This is a genomic window from Xenorhabdus taiwanensis, assembly GCF_036512875.1.
Taxonomy (GTDB): Bacteria; Pseudomonadota; Gammaproteobacteria; order Enterobacterales; family Enterobacteriaceae; genus Xenorhabdus; species Xenorhabdus taiwanensis.
In genome coordinates this window covers 680,651-701,828 of record NZ_AP028978.1, presented here as the reverse complement: position 1 = coordinate 701,828, position 21,178 = coordinate 680,651, and the positions used below count along the sequence as shown (strand labels likewise).

General features: G+C 43.6%; 16 protein-coding genes and 1 pseudogene. 12 read left to right on the top strand and 5 right to left on the bottom strand.

Translation table 11 applies throughout. The features are described 5' to 3' along the window. Positions 1–71: 71 nt before the first annotated feature. Together ACE1SE_RS03025 and ACE1SE_RS03020 are read right to left on the bottom strand one after the other, a co-directional pair. Positions 72–1,445, bottom strand: a pseudogene (locus ACE1SE_RS03025) (PTS transporter subunit EIIC); the annotation flags it as partial. Between the two features lie 205 nt (positions 1,446–1,650). After that, positions 1,651–2,292 (bottom strand): ArsR/SmtB family transcription factor, encoded by a 642-nt coding sequence (locus ACE1SE_RS03020; RefSeq protein ID WP_374052588.1) that lies wholly within the window; start codon positions 2,290–2,292, stop codon positions 1,651–1,653. Between the two features lie 135 nt (positions 2,293–2,427). On the opposite strand from ACE1SE_RS03020, the gene ACE1SE_RS03015 reads away from it, so the two are divergent. Then, positions 2,428–2,925: a DUF2938 domain-containing protein gene (locus ACE1SE_RS03015; protein WP_374052587.1), complete on the top strand. Its 498-nt coding sequence runs from the start codon at positions 2,428–2,430 to the stop codon at positions 2,923–2,925. A 585-nt stretch (positions 2,926–3,510) separates the two neighbouring features. Here the strand turns inward: ACE1SE_RS03015 and trxA are convergent. After that, on the bottom strand, positions 3,511–3,831 hold the full coding sequence (trxA, locus tag ACE1SE_RS03010) for a thioredoxin (protein WP_374052586.1): 321 nt from the start codon (positions 3,829–3,831) through the stop codon (positions 3,511–3,513). A gap of 721 nt (positions 3,832–4,552) precedes the next feature. On the opposite strand from trxA, the gene ACE1SE_RS03005 reads away from it, so the two are divergent. The 9 genes from ACE1SE_RS03005 (at position 4,553) to ACE1SE_RS02965 (ending at position 16,010) form a co-directional block, all read left to right on the top strand. Then, on the top strand, positions 4,553–7,972 hold the full coding sequence (locus ACE1SE_RS03005) for a non-ribosomal peptide synthetase (protein WP_374052585.1): 3,420 nt from the start codon (positions 4,553–4,555) through the stop codon (positions 7,970–7,972). Beyond that, positions 7,969–9,621: a GMC family oxidoreductase gene (locus ACE1SE_RS03000; protein ID WP_374052584.1), complete on the top strand. Its 1,653-nt coding sequence runs from the start codon at positions 7,969–7,971 to the stop codon at positions 9,619–9,621. Before ACE1SE_RS03005 ends, ACE1SE_RS03000 begins: the two co-directional genes overlap by 4 nt. After that, positions 9,611–10,363, top strand: a complete 753-nt coding sequence (locus ACE1SE_RS02995) for a thioesterase II family protein (protein WP_374052583.1) — start codon at positions 9,611–9,613, stop codon at positions 10,361–10,363. The genes ACE1SE_RS03000 and ACE1SE_RS02995 overlap by 11 nt, the downstream gene beginning before the upstream one ends. 2 nt (positions 10,364–10,365) lie before the next feature. Further along, positions 10,366–11,502 carry an acyl-CoA dehydrogenase family protein gene (locus ACE1SE_RS02990; protein ID WP_374052582.1) on the top strand — a complete coding sequence of 379 codons (1,137 nt, stop codon included), beginning with the start codon at positions 10,366–10,368 and terminating at the stop codon, positions 11,500–11,502. Between the two features lie 35 nt (positions 11,503–11,537). Further along, positions 11,538–12,407: a GNAT family N-acetyltransferase gene (locus tag ACE1SE_RS02985; protein ID WP_374052581.1), complete on the top strand. Its 870-nt coding sequence runs from the start codon at positions 11,538–11,540 to the stop codon at positions 12,405–12,407. Between the two features lie 66 nt (positions 12,408–12,473). Beyond that, on the top strand, positions 12,474–12,938 hold the full coding sequence (locus tag ACE1SE_RS02980) for a group II truncated hemoglobin (protein WP_374052580.1): 465 nt from the start codon (positions 12,474–12,476) through the stop codon (positions 12,936–12,938). A gap of 41 nt (positions 12,939–12,979) precedes the next feature. After that, positions 12,980–13,822: a metallophosphoesterase family protein gene (locus ACE1SE_RS02975; RefSeq protein WP_374052579.1), complete on the top strand. Its 843-nt coding sequence runs from the start codon at positions 12,980–12,982 to the stop codon at positions 13,820–13,822. Positions 13,823–13,856: 34 nt separating this feature from the next. Then, complete coding sequence (locus tag ACE1SE_RS02970) at positions 13,857–14,432, top strand: flavoprotein (protein ID WP_374052578.1); 576 nt, start codon at positions 13,857–13,859, stop codon at positions 14,430–14,432. Positions 14,433–14,738: 306 nt separating this feature from the next. Next, positions 14,739–16,010 carry an MFS transporter gene (locus tag ACE1SE_RS02965; protein ID WP_374052577.1) on the top strand — a complete coding sequence of 424 codons (1,272 nt, stop codon included), beginning with the start codon at positions 14,739–14,741 and terminating at the stop codon, positions 16,008–16,010. Positions 16,011–16,070: 60 nt separating this feature from the next. Here ACE1SE_RS02965 and satP read toward each other — a convergent pair whose 3' ends face one another. Then, on the bottom strand, positions 16,071–16,643 hold the full coding sequence (satP, locus tag ACE1SE_RS02960) for an acetate uptake transporter (RefSeq protein WP_374052576.1): 573 nt from the start codon (positions 16,641–16,643) through the stop codon (positions 16,071–16,073). A 348-nt stretch (positions 16,644–16,991) separates the two neighbouring features. Between satP and dnaK the strand changes: the two genes are divergently transcribed. Both dnaK and dnaJ read left to right on the top strand, forming a co-directional pair. After that, positions 16,992–18,902 carry a molecular chaperone DnaK gene (gene dnaK, locus ACE1SE_RS02955; protein WP_374052575.1) on the top strand — a complete coding sequence of 637 codons (1,911 nt, stop codon included), beginning with the start codon at positions 16,992–16,994 and terminating at the stop codon, positions 18,900–18,902. A gap of 104 nt (positions 18,903–19,006) precedes the next feature. Continuing rightward, positions 19,007–20,143, top strand: coding sequence for a molecular chaperone DnaJ (dnaJ, locus tag ACE1SE_RS02950; protein WP_374052574.1), 1,137 nt, complete (start codon positions 19,007–19,009; stop codon positions 20,141–20,143). 111 nt (positions 20,144–20,254) lie between these two features. On the opposite strand, the gene ACE1SE_RS02945 is transcribed toward dnaJ, so the two are convergent. Then, entirely contained in the window at positions 20,255–21,100 is an 846-nt protein-coding gene (locus ACE1SE_RS02945) for an EamA family transporter (protein ID WP_374052573.1), read from the bottom strand. Positions 21,101–21,178: the final 78 nt, after the last annotated feature.

Genomic DNA, 21,178 nt, shown 5'->3' with positions numbered 1-21,178 from the left:
CTCCTCTACATGGACATTTAAGGCTTATGTGGGAATTCAGACTGGCTTTTATTGTTTTCTGGAGGTGGATTGGTAACAGCAGGCAGACCAAAAAACCATGTCAAAATGGTCGCAATAATAAATGCCAGTAACGTGCCAATAATTGCTCCCCATACAGTATTATCGATTCCTGATGGCGGGATTATTTGCGTGAAGGTAAAAATATTACTCAGTCCCATTGAGTAGACTGCACTTTGGCAATAACCAATAACAGAGCTACCGATCGCACCAGCAATACAACCAAAGATAAACGGCCGACGATAAGGCAGGGTAACCCCATAAACCGCAGGCTCAGTGATACCAAATATACCCGCGGTAGTTGCAGAACCTGATAACACTTTTAATTTAGCATCGCGGGTACGCAGGAAAACGCCCAATGCCGCTCCTGTTTGCCCCATCACAGCAGGCAACAACAGCGGAGTTAAAGTATCGTGCCCAAAAACAGTTAAGTTATTTATTATAATGGGAATTAACCCCCAATGCAGGCCAAAAATGACACAAACTTGCCAGATTGCCCCCATAAGCGCTCCCGCCAGAACCGGAGCAAATCCATATACGGCTTGATAAGCATAAGCCAATGAATGACTTAGCCATGTTGCCACTGGCCCAATAACAATAAATACGAGCGGAACAATCAGCATCAGACAGACGAGGGGAGTAATGAAGGTTTTGATAGTGGCTGGCAGGTGTGCATCCAATTTTTTCTCGATCTTACAGCTTATCCAGGAAGCAAAAATAATTGGGATCACAGAAGAGCTATAATTCAAAAATGAGAGTGGGATACCCATAAAGTATTCAGTTGTACTGCCAGCAACCATTGATACCTCGAAAGCAGAGATAATCATAGGATGAACCAAGGCTCCGCCAATTCCCATCGTAATAAATGGATTACCCCCGAATTTTTTACCCGCAGTATAGCCAAGTAATAAAGGAAAAAAATAAAACAGCGAGTCACTGGCTGCATACCAGATACGATAAGTCCCGCTATCAGGTGTTAGCCAATGAAATGCAATGGCAACTGCAAGCAAGCCTTTTAAGATCCCAGAAGCTGCCATTACTCCTAAAAATGGGGTAAAGATACCCGAAATAATATCGATAAAGTGGTTAAATAAATTATCTCGTTTGCCCGTTGAATGTGTCATAGGGGTTGTTTCGTCAGAAAGTGCCAACATCTGTTGAATAACCAGATAGACTTCTTTGACTTGATTACCAATCACAACCTGAAATTGTCCTCCACTTTCGACAACCGTAATGATATCAGGATGGGCTTTTAGTTTATTGATATCGGCGAGTGTGCGATCCCCTAGTTTAAAACGCAGCCGAGTCGCACAATGAACGAGACTGACAATATTTTCTTTACCACCAACACCTGCAATGATTTCTTGGGGCAGTATCTGGTATGTCATGCCACTTCCCTCGTTTTCCGCACTGCCTGTGCATTCAAAATCTATTGGCAACAGATGAAAAAAACCTGACAACGCCAGTCTCTATATTGTGGAGAAAGCCGATGTCAGGTTTTTCCTATCTAAGCAGTAACAATCCATTTTTGATTTTATAATGCCAGCTTAACTTTTGATCAACAAAAATGTGATTGTGATCGCCAGATATTTATTAAGACTTAGTCTCGATTCGCATTCCGGCCTCTTTCCAGCCCGAAAATCCTTTTTTAAACCGACGGGCTTGAATTCCCTTGGCACGAAGCAATGCGAGAGCATTGGCAGAAAGTACGCAATAAGGACCACGGCAATAGGCAATCAATTCCTTATTAGATATTAGTTCATCCAGCCTATTCTCCAACTCATCGACAGGGATATTAATAGCATCAGGTAAATGCCCCTGTTCAAATTCCTCTTTTGGTCTGACATCGAGTAAAGTCATACTCTTGGCTTTGATCCTATCCAGCAGCTCTTCCCACGAAACGGCTTCCTGATTGCTTGAATCATCGATCAACCTGCGCATTTCTTTGCGGTTAAATTCGGTATATTGCTGGAGCGCAGAGATAACCTCTATAACAGGCCCTTCGCTCCGACGATAAAGTACATGCTTGCCTGATTTACGGGACTGGAGCAAGCCTGCACGTTTGAGATGCTGGAGATGCTGAGAAGTATTGGCAATCGACAGGCCAGAAAGCTCCGACAAATTTTCCACAGATTGTTCAGTATCGATCAGACACTCAAGCAATATCAACCGATGGGGATTTCCCAATACCTTAGCAATTTCCGCAATTTCAACAAGAATTTCTTTATCAAACATTGACTTTCTACTTCCATCATTATTATATTCAATAATTTAATTGATTATGATGGTATCAAAGTTTTCCAGCCATTTCGAGTACTCACTGATTGATTGACCATTAATAGATAGCCACAATTCGGAGGATCGCAACAGATGAATGAAGGATTGGAGTTTATTGTTTATTCTGTACTGGTTGGCACTGGTGCAACGGTTTTTATGGATCTTTGGGCGGTTTTTATAAAACGGTATTTCGGAATTCCCTCACTGAACTATAGTATGGTAGGACGCTGGATTGGGCATATTCCCAAAGGGAAATTTATCCATACAAGCATTCTGCAAGCTGAGCCCATGAAAGGTGAAACAGGAATTGGTTGGTTTGCCCACTATTTGATTGGGATCATTTTTGCGGGCTTACTGTTATTTATTTATGGATTAGATTGGGCAAGAAATCCCACTTTTCTGCCAGCTTTAATGATCGGCATCGTCACTGTAGTTGCTCCTTTCTTCATTATGCAGCCTGGCATGGGAATGGGTATTGCTGCATCTAAAACACCCGCCCCTAACACAACCAGATTAAGAAGCCTGATGGCACACGCTTCTTACGGTGTCGGCCTGTATTTAGCTGCGTTATTATTAACATTATTTTCTTGATTTCATTTCTAAATAACCGTCGATAGATTTCCATTATTTATCGACGGAATACACATTTTTACTTTCAGCTATTTTTCTTATTATTGTTATCCAATTTGGATCTTATCTATAATTTTTACGAAAACTATTTGATGACATAAGCACTTTCCAATGAATTAATCTGATTCCCCAAGACGGATGAGCCAAAACTCATTAGCCAAATTTTTTCACTGTTATTTTTAAGCGTTTATTTTTGATAAATTGAGCCTGACATACAAAAATATTAAATTTTTTAATTGAGTAATGTATTGTCATTTACCTCTAGTCAACAACTCTGGAATTCACTATCTCTATCTCAAATGCCACTAAAGCAAGTGTCCCTATAATGCTGGAGGGGCAACGACAGAAACGCCTAAAGCCTACGTTGCCAGTCAAAATACGCCGGAGTGACTGTTTTAAAGCCCTACGGGCTTTTCGCCTTATATCCCCGCCCGCACTGGACGGGAGTTTACGGCGGATCTTGCTAATTAAAAGCAAATGATGATATTGGCTTGGACTGTTAGGTAAGGCAGGTTCTTCAAATCCTTAAATGTAACTCAACCTGAACTACAAATTTTGAGAAACCATATTCTTAAATTGCGATAATGACGCGACGCCAATAAGAGAATCTATAGGTTGCCCATCTTTATATACTAATGTCGTTGGTATGCTGCGAATGCCATATTTCATAGCGATGTTATGGGCATCATCAATATTGATTTCCCCGAAAGTAGCACTCTCTTTCATATCAATTGATAACTGATTAAACGTTGGTGCTACCGCACGACACGGGCCACACCACGGCGCCCAGAATCTAACAACACAGATCCCTTTAGAACCGACTACACTATCAAAATTATCTTCGGTTAATTCAATTAATGTACTCACATTGAATCCTCAGTAAAAATTTTTAAGTCACTAAAATGCAGATCATAAATGAAATGTGGGGGCAGAATACTCGACGCCCTTAATTCAATTATTATATTGAATATTATAGCTATATCAATAGCTCTTTTCCTATCAGAAAGATAGGCATAGACTATCAATTACATAAATTATGATTGATAACTTTAAGCAGAGAAAAAAACAATGGAAAATTTGCTAATTATAAATACGATGATTTCATACATTAACTATTAAAAAAACAAAAATAACCCAATAATAAGTTTACAGAAAGTTATTAACTTACTCACAAGAGATTAGCAGGTTGGTGAGACGTCAGGAATTATTAATGCAGCTGCCAACTTGAATTTGATCAGTACCCATATATTTCACATATCAAGAATCGTTAATAAAATATTATTATTTGATATTACATTTAGTTATAAACATGTTATTTTTGCATAAAAGCAAACCAACAAATAAAACTAAACACCTTACTAAGATTAATGAGGCGTCTGAATATGCACTGCTTTTATTTTAACCCCGCAAGTCAATATATTAATCTGATAGTAAATGATGTTTATTTTCACAAAAATAAATTGATGAACCGTAAAAAAATCTTTATTAAGAATTCCAACCATATTCCCGGCACTATTTTATTTCAAAGATAAAAAACAACCTCAAAAAAACATAAGTTAACTTATCAATCAAACACAAGGGATAATGAATGCAAAATTTCCTCCAGGCATTACAAGAATCCGGATTGGAAACCTCTAATCCCCCTGAATTATATAAGCCAGAAAATAAAAATTTAGAAATAGATTTATCAAAATTGAAAGAACAGGTTAATGGGATACTTCAAAACAGATTACCATTAATAAATATTATCATTCCTGTAGCTCTACAAGAAGATACGATTGAGACAGAAAAATTTCCATTAACAGATATTCAATATGCCTATTTAATTGGGCGTAACCCCGGACTGGAACTAGGTGGTTTAACCAGTTGCCTATATACTGAATTAGATATTAATTCATTAGATATCAATTTATTAAATAACGCATTAAACAGAATCATTGAATATCACCCTATGTTAAGGGCAACTTTATCTTTAGATGGACAACAGCGGATTTTACCCACGCCATTAAATTATATCATTCCTATTCAGGATGGCAGAAAGTGGTCAGAGTCAGAAAAAGATCATAGGCTGGAAAAACTTCGTCAGGAAATGGAAACGCAATTATTGCCTGTAGATAAAATACCTACATTCGATATACGAGCAACAATACTTAATAATGACATTACTCGTCTGCATATTTATTTCGATCTGATGTTTGTCGATATTCATAGTGTCCGTCTGGTATTACGTGACTGGTGGCAAGTTTATCAAGGTCATGAGCTGCCTGCTCTGCCTGACAATATAAGTTTCCCCAGTTATATCAAATTAGAACGTTATCTACAGGGGCAGCCGCAAGGATTACGTGATAAAACTTATTGGGAACAACAACTAGAGCATTTACCTCAACCACCGGAATTACCGTTAAAAAATGCACCAGAGATAATTTCTCCACCTGTGTTCAAACGTTACAGCCGAACAATTTCTTCTGAAACATTATTAGCTCTGAGAAAAAAAGCGGAATTACGCAAATTAACATTGGAAACTGTACTGCTCGGTATGTACGCAGAAGTGCTTCGTCAATGGTCGAAACGTCAGACTTTTACACTGACTGTCACGCAATTTGGACGCCGACCCTATTTTGATGGCACTGAAAATGTTGTCGGCAATTTCCTGCAACCCATGTTACTGGGTATTGGAGGAACAGGAGAAGAAAGCCTCAATGATCGTTTGGTACAAATCCAGACTGATTTGATGATGAATCGCTGGCACTGTTCCTACAATGGTGTTCAGGTTCTCAGAGAGCTGACCCGACGGAATCATGGCAATCGGGCAGCAACCGCTCCTGTTGTATTTAGCAATACCCTGACCGCCAATTTGGATAATGTCGTGACAGATATCGGTTGGACGGAAGCGACCCAAGTTTATAGCAGTAATCAAACCCCACAAGTTTGGTTAGAGAACCAGATTGTTCGTGTTGATGATCTTGTGCAAATTAACTGGAATACAGTTAATGAGCTATTCCCTGATGGTATGGTGGAAGCTATGTTGGATGCGTATCTGGCGCTGATAACAACTTGTGCAGAAAACGATTCAGTATGGGATAAAAACATATCACTGGTGAAATTGCCTGCCTCAGATTTAGTGGAAAGAACAAAAGCCAATGCAACGGCTACCGAATTCGATCTCAAGCTACTGCATGAAATGATTTTGCAGTCCGCTGGCAAATTCCCCAATGCAATTGCACTTATTCAGGGCGAAAAACAAGTTACCTATGCAGAAATGGCCAACAAAGCCTATGCAGTAGCACAACAACTACGAAGCTCCGTCCTAATTCATCCCAATGATATTGTCGCTGTCTCCCTGCCACAAAGCCCAGAATTAGTCATTGGGTTGCTGGGTGTTCTTATGGCAGGTGCGGCCTATGTAGCCATTGATCCCCAACTTCCTGCGGAACGCCGCATGAGTTTACTCAACCGCTGTTCAGCCAAAGGGATTGTCACTGACAGCACAGTTTTTGCACATGATGAATTTACGCATTTACTTCGTATCAATCTGGATGAGTGTTCTATGCATCAGGCAATGGATACAGAGCAAATGGCTACGGCACATTGGTCTTCCATGCCTTCAATGCAAGGATTAGATGATCTTGCCTATATCATCTTTACCTCTGGTTCAACAGGAGAGCCGAAAGGGGTAATGGCTTCCCACCGTAATGCCGCCAATACCGTATTTGATATTAATCATAAATTCCAAGTAACAGAAAACGATACTGTGTTGTCTGTTGCGCCTGCTGGATTTGATTTGTCCGTCTATGACTATTTCGGGCTATTAGGTGTGGGAGGAAAAGTTATTTTCTCTATGCCAGAAACGGCCAATGACCCCCAAATTTGGCTAGACATGCTGATCAAACATCAAATTACGATTTGGAATAGTGTCCCTGCTCCCGTGAAAGTATTAGTAGACAGAAATGGTTCCGCATTGTCCGAAACCCAATTAAGGCTAATCCTTATGAGCGGAGACTGGATACCTGTCGATCTCCCTGAACGTATTCGGGAAAGTTTGCCAAATACTGCGATCATTAGTCTCGGTGGAGCAACTGAAGGTTCTATCTGGTCGATACATTATCCGATTGATAAGATTGATAAAAACTGGAAAAGCATCCCTTATGGCAAGCCGTTGGCAAATCAAACTTTCCATGTTTTGAATACCTGGCTTCTTCCCTGCCCCAAATGGGTAACCGGAGAACTCTATATTGGCGGAGACGGAGTGACTCAAGGTTATTTGGGCGATGCAGAAAAAACCGCATTACGCTTTATTACTCATCCCATCACAGATGAACGGCTGTACAGAACCGGAGATTTGGGACGGTATATTTCCGATGGCTTAATAGAAATTTTAGGGCGTGAAGATAATCAGGTAAAAATCAATGGTTACCGCATTGAATTAGGTGAAATTGAAGCCTGCCTTCTGACCCACGAAAATGCTAGCCATGTCGTCATTGATGCTCCCATCCATACTAAAACCGGACAACGACATATCGTCTCCTATGTTGTGCCTGAGACACCAGAAACGTTGGATGATCCGACCCATTTTCAGGGGCAATTGAGGGAAATTGCTCGCAAAACGTTGCCCTCTTATATGGTGCCTAGTTATTACATCTTATTGCCCCATATGCCATTAACCAGTAATGGAAAAATTGACCGTAAAGCGCTGCCTATTCCTTGGTCTGATGCCGAAGAACATGCAGATGCTCCGGTTGCACCCGCTAATGAGATAGAAGAAAAGATCCTGAAACTCTGGCAAGCACAACTTCAGCACGATGATTTTGATGTCACCGATGGCTTTTTTGATATTGGCGGTGACTCACTCCATGCCGTTGGTTTACTGAGTGCACTGCGACAGGAATTTAATATTACGCCTGTTGGCGAACAGGACATCATTGAAGGACTGTTCATGAATTCTAATATTCAGTCTTTCTCTCGCATCATCGAGACCATCGTCCAATCTCAAGCGGTGAATGAACTATGACCAAAGCATATGATTATATCGTGGTAGGCGGCGGTTCAGCAGGATGCGTGGCAGCCTCTCGCCTGTCTGAAAATAGCACGAAATCCGTACTGCTGATTGAAGCAGGTCACGAATCTGATGTACACAACCCTGCCAGTCCACTCAGAGATGCGTCAAGGCTGGTACTGGAAGGATATAACTGGGATTACGAAGCCAATGTGCGCAATGATGATGATCGGTTCGCCACTCTCATGGCTTCTCCTGCCCATGGGCAAGATAACAAACAACAATCTCGTAAGCACAAAGAGCGCAAGCCGTTCAATTATCGCGTGGGGAAAGTTCTTGGAGGTTCCTCCGCAGTCAACGGCGCTATTGCCCTGCGAGGATTTCCGAGCGATTTCGATAAATGGGTCCAAATGGGTTGTCCTAATTGGTCTTGGGAGCAAGTCCTGCCGTGGTTTAAGCATTTGGAGAATGACACTGATTATATCAGTGATGATAACCACGGCTCACAGGGACCAATGTGTCTGCGCAGACCGGTAAATAGCGAGATCCACCCTCTTGATATGGCTTTTGCCCATGCCTGCGAACAATTTGGTGTACCTTACGTCAATGATCTCAATGTTGGTGAAGATCCCGCCGTCGGCCCTGTGCCCGCCAATGTCGTTAACAGTGCAGAAAGAGTCGATGTTTATCGTTCATACCTTGAACCAATCCTGAATAGAGCAAATCTGCATGTGCTGACGAATGCTCTGGTCACACAGATCATTTTCAACGGCACCGTCGCCTCAGGGGTAAAAATTATTCAGGCGGGAGAAGAGCAGGTTTATCAGGCCAAACAAATTGTTCTCTGCGCTGGCGCAATTGGTTCCGCAACATTATTACAGCGCTCAGGTGTAGGTGATCCAGAACATCTGAGCAGATTAGGCATCCCTGTTGTTGCACAAGTGCCTGCCGTTGGCAGAAATCTAACTGACCATGCTTCCGTGGTGCTCTGGGCGCTGCCTAAAGCCGGTGTCTGTACCACAGGCCTGCCGTGGCGGCAAATTGCTGCCCGCATCAGAAGCGGTTATGACGCAAAAGTCGATGTACAAATTGGCTTGCTGAACAATGTTGCCAGTGACACCGTACCAGGGTTCAGAGATCGCGTTACTTATCCAATGCTGGTTGGTGCTTCCGTCATGTTAATGCGTCCAGAGATTCAAGGACGGGTTTTCATCAATTCCGCTACGCCCACGGTATTACCCCAAATTGATTTGCCGTTGACTCACTCCCCATCAGATATCGCACGCCTTGTCGGGGGAGTACGTAAAATTTGGCAGGTTTTACGCCACCCGAAAGTGGATGTTTTCCTTGATGGCATCCAATTTTGGTCAGATTCCATGATTCATAACGACGAAATCATGAACAGTGCAATCAAAAATCTGGTTAATCCGGGCTGGCATGCGTCAGGAACACTCAGAATGGGTGCCCATGATGATCCTGATAGTGCCACGCAAGAAGATGGCCAAGTCCATGGCGTTACGGGTGTGACAGTTGCTGATGCTTCTCTATTTCCCACGATTCCCTCTATGCCAACTAACCTGACAACCATTATGACGGCAGAACGCATTGTCAGTTTTTTAACCGAGAGAGAAGCCACCAGCGAGCGGAGGACAAATGACAACTAATTGCAGACGGGTGATTTATGCCTTTCCCCATGCAGGAGCAACAACAGCGATTTATCGCCCCTGGCTAACTGATCTCATAACCACTCAATCTGCGATCTTACAACCCGTTGCGATCCCTGGTCGTGGTTATCTGGCTAAAGAGCCTGAAATTCACGATCTCGATACCCTGATTGAACGACTGGCATCAGATATCTGGGCCGATTTTCAGCAGAAACAAACACAGGGTATCTCGGAGTGGATCACCTTTGGTCATAGCTTTGGTGGCGTGCTGAGCATCGCGGTAGGTCAGGCGATAATGAAAAACTATGGCACTTCCCCTTTATTTGGCGTGGTATCCAGCTCTGTCCCCCCTCATCGTCAACCCAAAGATGAACGGCATGAATGGACCGATGAACAATTGATTCAGAAAACCAAAGCGGATCAAGGGACACCCGAAGCAATCTTGAACGAACCTGCACTGATAAAACCCATCATCCGGCAACTGCGCAATGATTACCTGATACGCAGCCAATTTCCCCGGCTTGGCAATATACAGGTGAGTTATCCACTGGTGCTGGTTTCCGCCACTTGTGACAGTTATGTCACTTTGGCAGACATGGAAGCCTGGAAAAATTACACCGCTGACGATATTTCACTCATCCATATTGAAGGGGATCACTTTGCTGTGTACCACCACTGGGATGTTATTAAACAAATATTGCTGAGTAAAAAACCATTTGGGCTGACAAAGAACCTGGAGTGAATATGCGTATTGAGATTGATAATTTTGATAATTACCGGAAATCCTGCCGTGAATTCCTTGAGCGTGAAATCGTCCCTGAGCATCAAAGGTGGGAAGAGAATGGGCTGGTTGAACGTACCTTTTGGGAGAAATTAGGCCAGTCAGGGTTATTAGGTATGAGTGTCAGTCCTGAGTTTGGGGGACTGGAAAAAAACGACTATCGGTTCGCGGTCATTCTGACAGAAGAACTCATCAAAGCAGGTGTCACTGTACCTGGTATCGTTGCTCATAACGATATTGTTGCCAGCTACATTTTTGCCCTCGGTAATCAGGAACAGAAAAAAAGATGGCTGCCAGAATTGTGTAGCGGTAAACGAGTTGCAGCCATTGCCATGACGGAACCGAGTGGAGGTTCCAATACAGCAGACATCAAAACTGTGGCTAAACGTCAAGGTAATTACTATCTGGTGAATGGTGGCAAAACTTACATCACCAATGGTATCAATGCGGATCTGATCGTGGTAGCGGTAAAAACAGAAGAGGGGCAACAAGGTCAGGGTATCAGTTTACTGGTAATAGAACGGGATATGACCGGATTCACCAGAGGAGAGCCATTAAAGAAAATTGGCTGGAATGGCAGCGACACGGCTGAACTCTTTTTCCATGACTGCAAAGTTCCTGTCACCAACCTGATTGGCCGTGAAAATCTCGGTAACTATTACTTTATGTCAGCAATGCCTCGTGAACGCCTCAGTATCTCAACCGTGGCGGTTGCCAGTGCAGAACATATATTGCAGAGCACACTGGAATACGTGAAAGAAAGAACCGCTTTCAATCAACCGATCGGCTCCTTTCAATACAACCGTTTTATTCTTGCGCAATTAGATACCGAAGTAAAAATTGCCCGAATCTATCTGGATAACGCCGTTGATCTCTTTAATCAGGGGCTTTTCAGTTTAGTAGATGCAGCCCGCATCAAGTGGTGGACGACCGAACTACAAATGAAAGTGGCAGATCGTTGCCTGCAATTGCACGGTGGCTTGGGTTATATGCGTGATTCTGTTGCTGGTAAGAACTGGTTAAATAGCCGCGCCCAGACTATTTACGGTGGAACCAGTGAAGTACTGCAAGAAATCATCAGTAAATCAATTGGACTTTAAGACACAGTCATACGCGGTGGGAGAGGATATTGGTTATGAATAAGATGAACGGCAAATCGTGTTTCATTCAATCGGTCAATGTCAGTCAATGGAACTCAATCATTCTTAATTGGGCAAAGGCCGAAAACTGGGATATGAATGTGGACGATGCAGCTTGCTTCTTCAGGGTAGATCCAGAGGCTTTTTTTATTGCCTATCGTGGTATTCAACCCATCGCATCAATATCGATGGTGAATTATTCAGATTTTTATTCGTTCGGTGGCAATTTCATTATACAACCAGAATTCCGCAATCATGTTTGTGCAGGAAAAATATGGAAATGGTCTATGGACTATGCAGAACACCGCACAATTGGCTGTGATGGTAACTGGGATAGAACGCAACTCTACGAAAAAAGAGGATTTACTATCCATTATCGTAATGTCCGTCTTTCCGGACTCATCAAGCAAAAAATCACGCCACCTGCGGGCGCTATTCTGATTACTCCAGCCAATATTAATGAAGTCATTAAATATGATGCTAAATGCACTGGTGTTCATCGAGGAGCATTACTTGCTAATTGGTTTTGGGGAAAAGAACGTTATGGATTTTGTACTTATTCCAGAACGGGAATTTCCGGCATCATTGGCATAAGACGATCGCAAAACGGCTACCGAATAGGCCCTTTCTTGGCCGATAACGCTGAAGCTGTTGAAACATTAGCCCTTACCGCATTCGCACAAATCCCTGATGGTTTACCTGTATCGGTCGATGTTCCCGAAACCGATAACAACGAGTTTCTTCAATTGGCTAACGAATATGGGCTAAAGGGACTGTTTAACACATACAGAATGTACAAAGGCAATCTCATACCAAAGGGGCGACTGGATAAAGTCAAGGCCATTGCGTCTTTGGAATTAGGGTAATGGATCAATAAACAGCCATTACCTGAGTCGCAACATCATTAATATATTCATACGAGAGGTTATGTTATGGCAAATGAAACACCGACCTTATTTGAATGGATGGGCGGTCGTGAGGTGCTCATGAAACTCATGGACACCTTTTATGCCAAGGTTGAAAAAGATGAGCTGCTTGCTCCGCTGTTTAAAAATATGAAATCCGATCACCCAGGTCACGTCGCCATGTGGTTGGAGGAAGTACTTGGCGGAGAAAAACGCTATACCGACGAACGTGGTGGCTTCAAAGTGATGATAAGCCGTCACAGAGGCAGAAGCATTCAACCTGAACAAAGAAAGAGATGGGTAGAACTGTTGATGGAATCTGCCGATGAAATCGGCTTACCTTCTGATCCTGAATTTCGCGCAGCATTCGCCGGTTATATCGAGTGGGGTTCACGCAGGGCTGAGGCCAATTCTCAACCCAATGCTGCCCCTTCACGTCGCGAAACCGTACCTAAATGGGGATGGGGAGAAGCCCCTCCAGGAACGCCCTGATTTTTAAAGAAACTTACAGGTAAAGTTAGAGAGGTGAGCTTATGTTGTTGGCCGTTAGTGACTTACATGTATCTCATGCAACAAATAGGGCTATAGTCGAATCATTCAGGCCATCAACACCTGACGATTGGCTGCTGCTGGCAGGTGACATCGCAGAGCAAGAGTCAGATTTTACATGGGTCATCAATATGCTTTCCCAACGGTTTGCTCAAGTCGTCTGGACGCCAGGAAATCATGAACTCTGGTGCACACCAAAAGATCAATTAAAGTTGCCTGGCGTACTGCGTTATGAACATCTGGTTAATATCTGCCGGCAGCATAATGTACTCACCCCCGAAGATGAATTTCGTCATTACCGCATGGGCAATGGTACAACGGTTACCATTGCCCCTATTTTTACCCTATACGATTATTCATTTAGAAATACCTATGACTATACGCCAGAGCAGGCCATCGAACGCGCTCGTCGTTGTGGTGTCATTAGCTCTGACGAGTTCTTCCTGAAAACCTATCCCCATAGAAATATCATCGATTGGTGTCGGGAACGTATCCAATATACCGACAAACGCTTGAACGCCATTCCAAATGGCGAAGATATCGTACTGATAAGCCATTTCCCCATCATCCGTAAGCCGCTCGAATCCTTACGTAACAGCGAATTTTCCATTTGGTGTGGCAGTGAGAAAACTCACCAATGGGCATCAAAAAAAGGGGTTCGTATGGTGATATATGGACACCTACACATTCCTAATCTCGAATATATTCAAGATGTTGCTCATTTGGAAGTCTCTTTGGGATATCCGCGGGAATGGCAAGAGCGTGGCAGAAGTTCTTACTTAGTACAACTAGACGGATTACTGGAACACGCTAACGCGTATAGCTAATCATCTATTTTTATAATAAAAGGCTAATTTACCGATGAAAAATGATGAAATAATTCCACAGATAAAACCTAGGATCTTAATTGGGGCAACTGGGTCAGTAGATATCACTCTCCTCCCCAAATATCTTTCAGCAATTAAGGCGGCGATCGACTGTACATTAACAGTATTGATGACAAACAATGCAACCACCTTTTTACCCGCCTCAACCGTAGCTCTCTATGCTGATCGGGTCATTAGCGGAGAGATGCCACAGGATTGGCCAACAGACAAACCTTCACGCATTGTGGCAGATCATGACATTATGGCGGTTTTACCTGCAACAGCTAACACACTTGCGACCGTTGCTTGTGGTGGCGCAACCAATCGATTAACAACTGTTGTTCTGGCCTCCACATTTCCTGTACTGTTTTTCCCAGTCATGGGACAAGTAATGTGGGAAAAAAAAGCGACACGTCGCAATATCACGCAATTACGTGATGATGACTATCATGTTATTGAACCCGTATGGCATGAAAATTTTGATGTTTCACTACAACGAATGGTTGGGCATCCTTCATTACCGGATATTGAAACTGTTATTTCACTACTGAAACGACATCTGCCAAAATAAGTTCTACGATTAATATCGTTGTGGAAGAGTATTTCGCCCCTTAATTGATAAAAAATATTCGACATGAAAGTGATCTAATATGTGGGCTGCGTACTCTTCTATTTCACATTTTCCCTGATATATCGTTGTAAATTCTTCCTCTGTTCAAATCTAAGTTACATATCACCACAATGGGTTATTTTTAAAAATTGTAGAATAAATATCTTTTAATATAGTATAAATTTTATTTTCATCTATTTTGAGTCTGGCCAGAACATTGAAAATAAACACCTTACAACCCATTTTATAACTATAAATCGGTAACTTATGTCACAACATCACAATCGCCCATTAAATAAACAAGATTATAAAACGCTGTCCTTAGCGGCTTTAGGTGGCGCTCTGGAATTTTACGACTTTATTATCTTTATCTTTTTTGCTGTTGCGCTTGGGGAACTCTTTTTCCCTGCGGATATACCTGAATGGCTCAGACAATTACAGACATTTGGTATTTTTGCTGCGGGTTATCTGGTTCGGCCTTTAGGTGGGATCGTCATGGCCCATTTTGGCGATCTCATTGGGCGTAAAAAAATGTTTTCACTCAGCATATTGTTGATGGCTGTACCAACACTGGCCATCGGCATGTTACCTACCTATGATGCCATAGGTATTGCTGCCCCTATTCTGCTGTTATTAATGCGGATTATGCAGGGTGCCGCGATTGGTGGAGAAGTGCCTGGAGCCTGGGTTTTTGTGGCAGAGCATGTTCCCCATCAACGTGTCGGATTTGCCTGTGGTGTTTTAACGGCAGGATTGAGTTTGGGGATTTTATTTGGTTCTCTCATCGCAACCATTATTACTACTATTTATTCCAGACAAGAAGTCTTGGATTGGGCATGGCGCCTGCCATTTTTCTTAGGCGGTATTTTCGGTTTATGTGCCATGTATCTGCGCCGTTGGCTGCATGAAACTCCTGTCTTCAAGGAAATGCAGGAACGCAAAGCGTTGGCAGAAGAGCTGCCACTAAAAACGGTCGTTTTTAATCACAAGCGCGCCATCTCTATTTCCATGCTGCTGACATGGCTTCTTTCCGCAGGCATTGTCGTTGTCATTTTGATGACGCCAACCTATATGCAGACAGTATTTAATCTGGAACAATCACTGACTTTGAAAGCAAACAGTCTGGCAATCATTTCATTGGTGATTGGCTGTATTTCTGTCGGGTATTTATGTGATAAATGGGGAGCCGGTATCGTGCTGATTATTGGTTGCATTCTATTAGCTGCCACAACATGGTTTTTCTACCACAATATCAGCCATGAACCGCTTAAACTATTTGGTGCTTATTCCCTCGCTGGTCTGGCTGTCGGCGTGATTGGCGCCACGCCTTTTGTTATGGTGAAAAGCTATCCGCCAGAAGTCAGGTTCAGTGGTATTTCATTTGCATATAATTTGGCTTATGCCATTTTTGGTGGGCTGACACCGATCTTCGTCACCTTATTGCTGGCATATACCGCACTGGCACCCGCTTACTATATGATGACTTTATCGGCTGTCGGTCTTTTATTGGGGTTTTACTTGCGGAAAAAATCTATCTGAAAAAGCAGATGGGAATCAAAGTGCAGGATGAGCATAAATCACTCATCCTGTTTAAAACGGTTAAGCGTGTTTCACTTCACCAATCGGCAGAACAGTACGGCCATATTGTTCATTCAGAACCTCAGCCATTGCCAGATAGAAAGCACTCGCACCACAGATAACGCCTTCAAAACCCGCGAAGGTCAAGATGTTAGCATTACCGGTGATATTGCCAATTGCCAGCAATGCAAACAGCAGCGTCAGGCTGCCAAAGACAAATTGCAGGACACGGTTAGCTTTTAACGTACCAAAGAACATAAACAGCGTGAAAATTCCCCACAGAGCGAGATAAACGCCAAGGAACTCATGGCTGGTTGCTTCAGCCAATCCCATTTTTGGCAGGAAAAGCAAAGCGATCAGGCTCAACCAGAACAGGCCGTAAGAGGTAAATGCGGTTGCAGCAAACGTATTTCCTTTTTTGTACTCAAAGATGCCGGCCAGCACCTGAGCCAAACCACCGTAAAAAATTCCCATGCTCAAAATTGCTGATGCTAATGGGAAAAAACCTGCATTGTGCAGATTCAACAAAATGGTTGTCATGCCAAAACCCATTAAACCCAGTGGGCCTGGGTTTGCCAACTGATTAGAATGCATATTTCCCCTAAGAAATTCAAATAAAACAAAATACTCAAAAAATTATCGTGGCGCTTTCCTGCACCAGGAAATCAGAAAAGGCGGCGAATCATAATGTGATGACATCAACTACACAATGGCCTGTGAAAAATTTTTTTATTAAATCTCAATTTTTTTTCAATTCTCCCCTTGATGACGAGATGAATGGCCCCATCTAAGTCTCAACTACAGTTACTACTGAATATTTCGGCATTAGCCGGAAAACAAAATGAGGAATTTCTGGCAAACAGGGCCATTGAAAAGCAAACATTCACCCTCATATAGCTAGTAACTTGACCGAATATATGAATTTTTTGTGGAGGCGTTTAGATGGGTAAAATTATTGGTATCGACTTGGGAACTACCAACTCTTGTGTAGCAATTATGGACGGCACAACCACTCGCGTGCTTGAAAACAGCGAAGGTGACCGTACCACACCTTCTATCATCGCATATACTCAGGATGGTGAAACTCTGGTTGGTCAACCAGCTAAACGTCAGGCTGTTACTAACCCGCAAAACACGTTGTTCGCCATTAAGCGTTTGATTGGCCGTCGTTTTCAGGACGAAGAAGTACAGCGTGACGTATCTATCATGCCATACAAAATCATGGCAGCGGATAACGGCGATGCATGGCTAGAAGTCAAAGGCCAAAAAATGGCACCTCCTCAGGTTTCTGCTGAAGTTCTGAAGAAAATGAAGAAAACAGCGGAAGACTATCTGGGTGAACCAATCACCGAAGCCGTTATCACCGTTCCTGCATACTTCAACGATGCACAACGTCAGGCAACTAAAGATGCGGGCCGTATCGCAGGTCTGGAAGTTAAGCGTATCATCAACGAACCCACTGCGGCTGCGCTGGCTTACGGCCTGGATAAAGAAGTGGGCAACCGCACTATCGCAGTTTATGACCTGGGTGGTGGTACTTTCGATATCTCTATCATCGAAATCGATGAAGTTGATGGCGAAAAAACGTATGAGGTTCTGGCAACCAATGGTGATACCCACTTGGGCGGTGAAGACTTCGACAGCCGCATGATCAACTATCTGGTTGACGAATTTAAGAAAGAACAAGGCATCGACCTGCGTAATGACCCACTGGCAATGCAGCGTCTGAAAGAAGCAGCAGAAAAAGCGAAAATCGAACTTTCTTCTGCACAGCAGACTGATGTAAACCTGCCATACATCACAGCAGATGCGACCGGTCCTAAGCACATGAACATTAAAGTGACTCGTGCAAAACTGGAATCTCTGGTTGAAGACCTGGTTAAACGTTCTATCGAGCCTCTGAAAGTCGCACTGAATGACGCGGGGCTGTCTGTCTCTGACGTCCACGATGTGATTCTGGTTGGTGGTCAGACTCGTATGCCAATGGTGCAGAAAGCTGTTGCAGATTTCTTCGGCAAAGAGCCACGTAAAGACGTGAACCCAGACGAAGCAGTGGCAATGGGTGCAGCAGTTCAGGGCGGTGTACTGGCTGGTGACGTGAAAGACGTTCTGCTGCTGGACGTAACTCCACTGTCTCTGGGTATTGAAACCATGGGCGGCGTGATGACTTCCTTGATTTCCAAGAACACCACTATCCCAACTAAACATAGCCAAGTGTTCTCCACAGCGGAAGACAACCAATCTGCGGTAACGATCCACGTACTACAGGGTGAACGTAAACGTGCCAGCGATAACAAATCTCTGGGTCAGTTCAATCTGGATGGTATTCAGCCAGCAATGCGCGGTACTCCGCAGATCGAAGTTACTTTCGATATCGATGCTGACGGCATCCTGCACGTTTCTGCAAAAGACAAAAACTCAGGTCGTGAGCAAAACATCACCATCAAAGCCTCTTCTGGTCTGAACGAAGAAGAAATCCAACAGATGGTACGTGATGCAGAAGCAAACGCAGAAGCTGACCGCAAGTTTGAAGAACTGGTTCAGATCCGTAACCAGGCTGACCAACTGATCCACGGCACTCGTAAACAAGTTGAAGAAGCGGGTGACAAACTGGCAGCAGACGATAAAGCAGCAATCGAGAAAGCAACTTCTGAGCTGGAAACTGCGGCAAAAGGCGAAGATAAAGCTGAAATTGAAGCGAAGATCCAAGCTCTGGTTGAAGCATCCCAGAAATTACTGGAAATTGCCCAACAGCAAGCTCAGGCTGGTACTGCCGATGCAGGCGCAAGCAACGCGAAGAAAGACGATGACGTTGTAGACGCTGAATTCGAAGAAGTTAAAGACAAAAAATAATAGCCCTTAGCGGGCAAAGTAACAGGGCGCCTGTTACTTGTTAACTGGCACGGGCGTTGAGGTAACTCCACGCCCGTGCGTGCGTGTTAAGGGTAAACAATACGATGGCAAAAAAAGATTATTACGAAGTTTTGGGAGTTTCCAAAACCGCAGACGAAAAAGAGATCAAAAAAGCCTATAAACGGCTGGCAATGAAATATCACCCTGACCGTAACCAGGGTGATAAAGAATCAGAAAGTAAATTCAAAGAAATTAAAGAAGCGTATGAGATCCTGACAGATTCTCAGAAACGTGCCGCTTATGACCAATATGGTCACGCAGCCTTTGAACAAGGTGGCATGGGCGGTGGTGCAGGTGGTTTCGGTGGCGGAGCTGACTTTAGCGATATCTTTGGTGACGTTTTCGGAGATATTTTCGGTGGTGGCCGTCGTCAGCAGCGTCCTAGCCGTGGCTCAGACCTGCGTTATAGCATGGAATTAACCCTGGAAGAAGCTGTCCGTGGTGTGACCAAAGAGATCCGTATTCCAACCCTGGAATCTTGTGATACCTGTCATGGCAGCGGAGCTAAAGCGGGCACCAGCCCAGAAACTTGCCCAACCTGTCACGGGGCAGGTCAGGTACAAATGCGCCAAGGGTTCTTCACAGTTCAACAGGCTTGTCCGCAGTGTCATGGACGCGGAAAAATCATCAAAGACCCTTGCGGTAAATGTCATGGACATGGTCGTGTTGAAACATACAAAACGCTGTCCGTTAAAATTCCAGCAGGCGTCGACACTGGCGATCGCATTCGCTTGAGTGGTGAAGGTGAAGCCGGTGAACACGGTGCACCATCCGGCGATTTGTACGTTCAGGTGCAAGTCAAATCTCACCATATCTTCGAACGTGATGGCAGCAACCTCTATTGTGAAGTTCCGATCAACTTCGCAACTGCGGCATTGGGCGGCGAAATTGAAGTCCCAACCCTTGATGGCCGTGTCAGCCTGAAAATCCCGGCAGAAACCCAGACTGGCAAGTTGTTCCGTATGAAAGGTAAAGGTGTTAAATCCGTCCGTGGCGGTGTTCAGGGCGACTTGCTGTGCCGTGTCGTAGTAGAAACACCTGTTAAGCTGAATGAAGAGCAAAAAGAACTGATGCGTAAATTGGGCGAATCTTTTGGCGGAAAAAGCGGTGAAACCAACAGTCCTCGCTCCAAAAGTTTCCTTGATGGCGTGAAGAAATTTTTTGATGATCTGACTAAGTAATTTGACACCTTGGTGAGATCCCGCATAAATCCCGCCTGATTATCTTTCTAATGTATTGATAATCAGATGGGATTTCTAATCTATTAAGTTACCTTCAATTTTAAAGGGGAATTATCCCAGCTTCGTAGCAATAACCCCAACCACAATCACAATACAAGCTAATAATCGCATTTTACTAAACGGCTCTCGCAAGATAACGACTGACAATAACATCGCAAATAACACGCTAGTTTCGCGCAATGCCGCAACCAGCACGATAGGTGCATAGCTCATAGCCCAAATCACGATGCCATAACTTAATAATTGCATCAGCCCGCCCAGTAATCCCTGTTTCCAGTATTGGTGGAGCATCCTTCCGGCAGTATTCCAATACCGGAAATACATAATCGCGCCCATTACCCAGCCATTAATAGCAAACAGCCATAAGATATAGGTCAACGTATTATCGCTGGCTCTGGAGCCGGCTCCGTCGGATAAAGTATAACCCGCGGTAAATACCGATGTTGTGATTGCTGCAATTAACGTTTTGCGATCCAGTTGAAGAGAGTTTTTCCCGTGTGGAAAAGCAATTAACATAATCCCCACGATAATAAGCCCTACTCCTAGCATGGCTAGGGGCGGTAACATTTCCTGCAAAATGACCCAACTAAATAAAGCGGTAATGAGTGGCGCACAACCTCTGGCAATTGGATATACCTGCCCTAAATCTCCCGTAGCATAAGAGCGACTTAAAAACAGACAATAAGCCGTATGTAAAACGGCAGAGAAGATTAACCACGGCAGAGAGGATAATGACGGCAATTCGACCCAAAACAGTCCCAATGTGGCGATAATTCCGGCAAAGAAGACAATAATTGAAATGCCCAAGAACCGATCTGCGCTAATCTTAACCAAGGCATTCCAACTGGCATGTAGCAACGCTGCGCCAAGGACAAACAGGAAAAGTAACGTTGTCATAGAGTATTTTACTTATATCGTTAGCATAAATGATGATCAAAACTTCTTCTGCTATGCAGTGTAATTTATCAATAGTTC

What these genes read in the sequence shown, in the direction of transcription:
- dnaK (WP_374052575.1), top strand. Translation starts at nt 16,992, where the DNA reads ATGGGTAAAATTATTGGTATCGACTTGGGAACTACCAACTCTTGTGTA.
- ACE1SE_RS02945 (WP_374052573.1), bottom strand. Translation starts at nt 21,100, where the DNA reads ATGACAACGTTACTTTTCCTGTTTGTCCTTGGCGCAGCGTTGCTACAT.
- ACE1SE_RS03005 (WP_374052585.1), top strand. Translation starts at nt 4,553, where the DNA reads ATGCAAAATTTCCTCCAGGCATTACAAGAATCCGGATTGGAAACCTCT.
- ACE1SE_RS02970 (WP_374052578.1), top strand. Translation starts at nt 13,857, where the DNA reads ATGAAAAATGATGAAATAATTCCACAGATAAAACCTAGGATCTTAATT.
- ACE1SE_RS03000 (WP_374052584.1), top strand. Translation starts at nt 7,969, where the DNA reads ATGACCAAAGCATATGATTATATCGTGGTAGGCGGCGGTTCAGCAGGA.
- dnaJ (WP_374052574.1), top strand. Translation starts at nt 19,007, where the DNA reads ATGGCAAAAAAAGATTATTACGAAGTTTTGGGAGTTTCCAAAACCGCA.
- ACE1SE_RS02985 (WP_374052581.1), top strand. Translation starts at nt 11,538, where the DNA reads ATGAATAAGATGAACGGCAAATCGTGTTTCATTCAATCGGTCAATGTC.
- satP (WP_374052576.1), bottom strand. Translation starts at nt 16,643, where the DNA reads ATGCATTCTAATCAGTTGGCAAACCCAGGCCCACTGGGTTTAATGGGT.
- ACE1SE_RS02990 (WP_374052582.1), top strand. Translation starts at nt 10,366, where the DNA reads ATGCGTATTGAGATTGATAATTTTGATAATTACCGGAAATCCTGCCGT.
- ACE1SE_RS02965 (WP_374052577.1), top strand. Translation starts at nt 14,739, where the DNA reads ATGTCACAACATCACAATCGCCCATTAAATAAACAAGATTATAAAACG.
- ACE1SE_RS02995 (WP_374052583.1), top strand. Translation starts at nt 9,611, where the DNA reads ATGACAACTAATTGCAGACGGGTGATTTATGCCTTTCCCCATGCAGGA.
- ACE1SE_RS03020 (WP_374052588.1), bottom strand. Translation starts at nt 2,292, where the DNA reads ATGTTTGATAAAGAAATTCTTGTTGAAATTGCGGAAATTGCTAAGGTA.
- ACE1SE_RS02975 (WP_374052579.1), top strand. Translation starts at nt 12,980, where the DNA reads ATGTTGTTGGCCGTTAGTGACTTACATGTATCTCATGCAACAAATAGG.
- ACE1SE_RS03015 (WP_374052587.1), top strand. Translation starts at nt 2,428, where the DNA reads ATGAATGAAGGATTGGAGTTTATTGTTTATTCTGTACTGGTTGGCACT.
- ACE1SE_RS02980 (WP_374052580.1), top strand. Translation starts at nt 12,474, where the DNA reads ATGGCAAATGAAACACCGACCTTATTTGAATGGATGGGCGGTCGTGAG.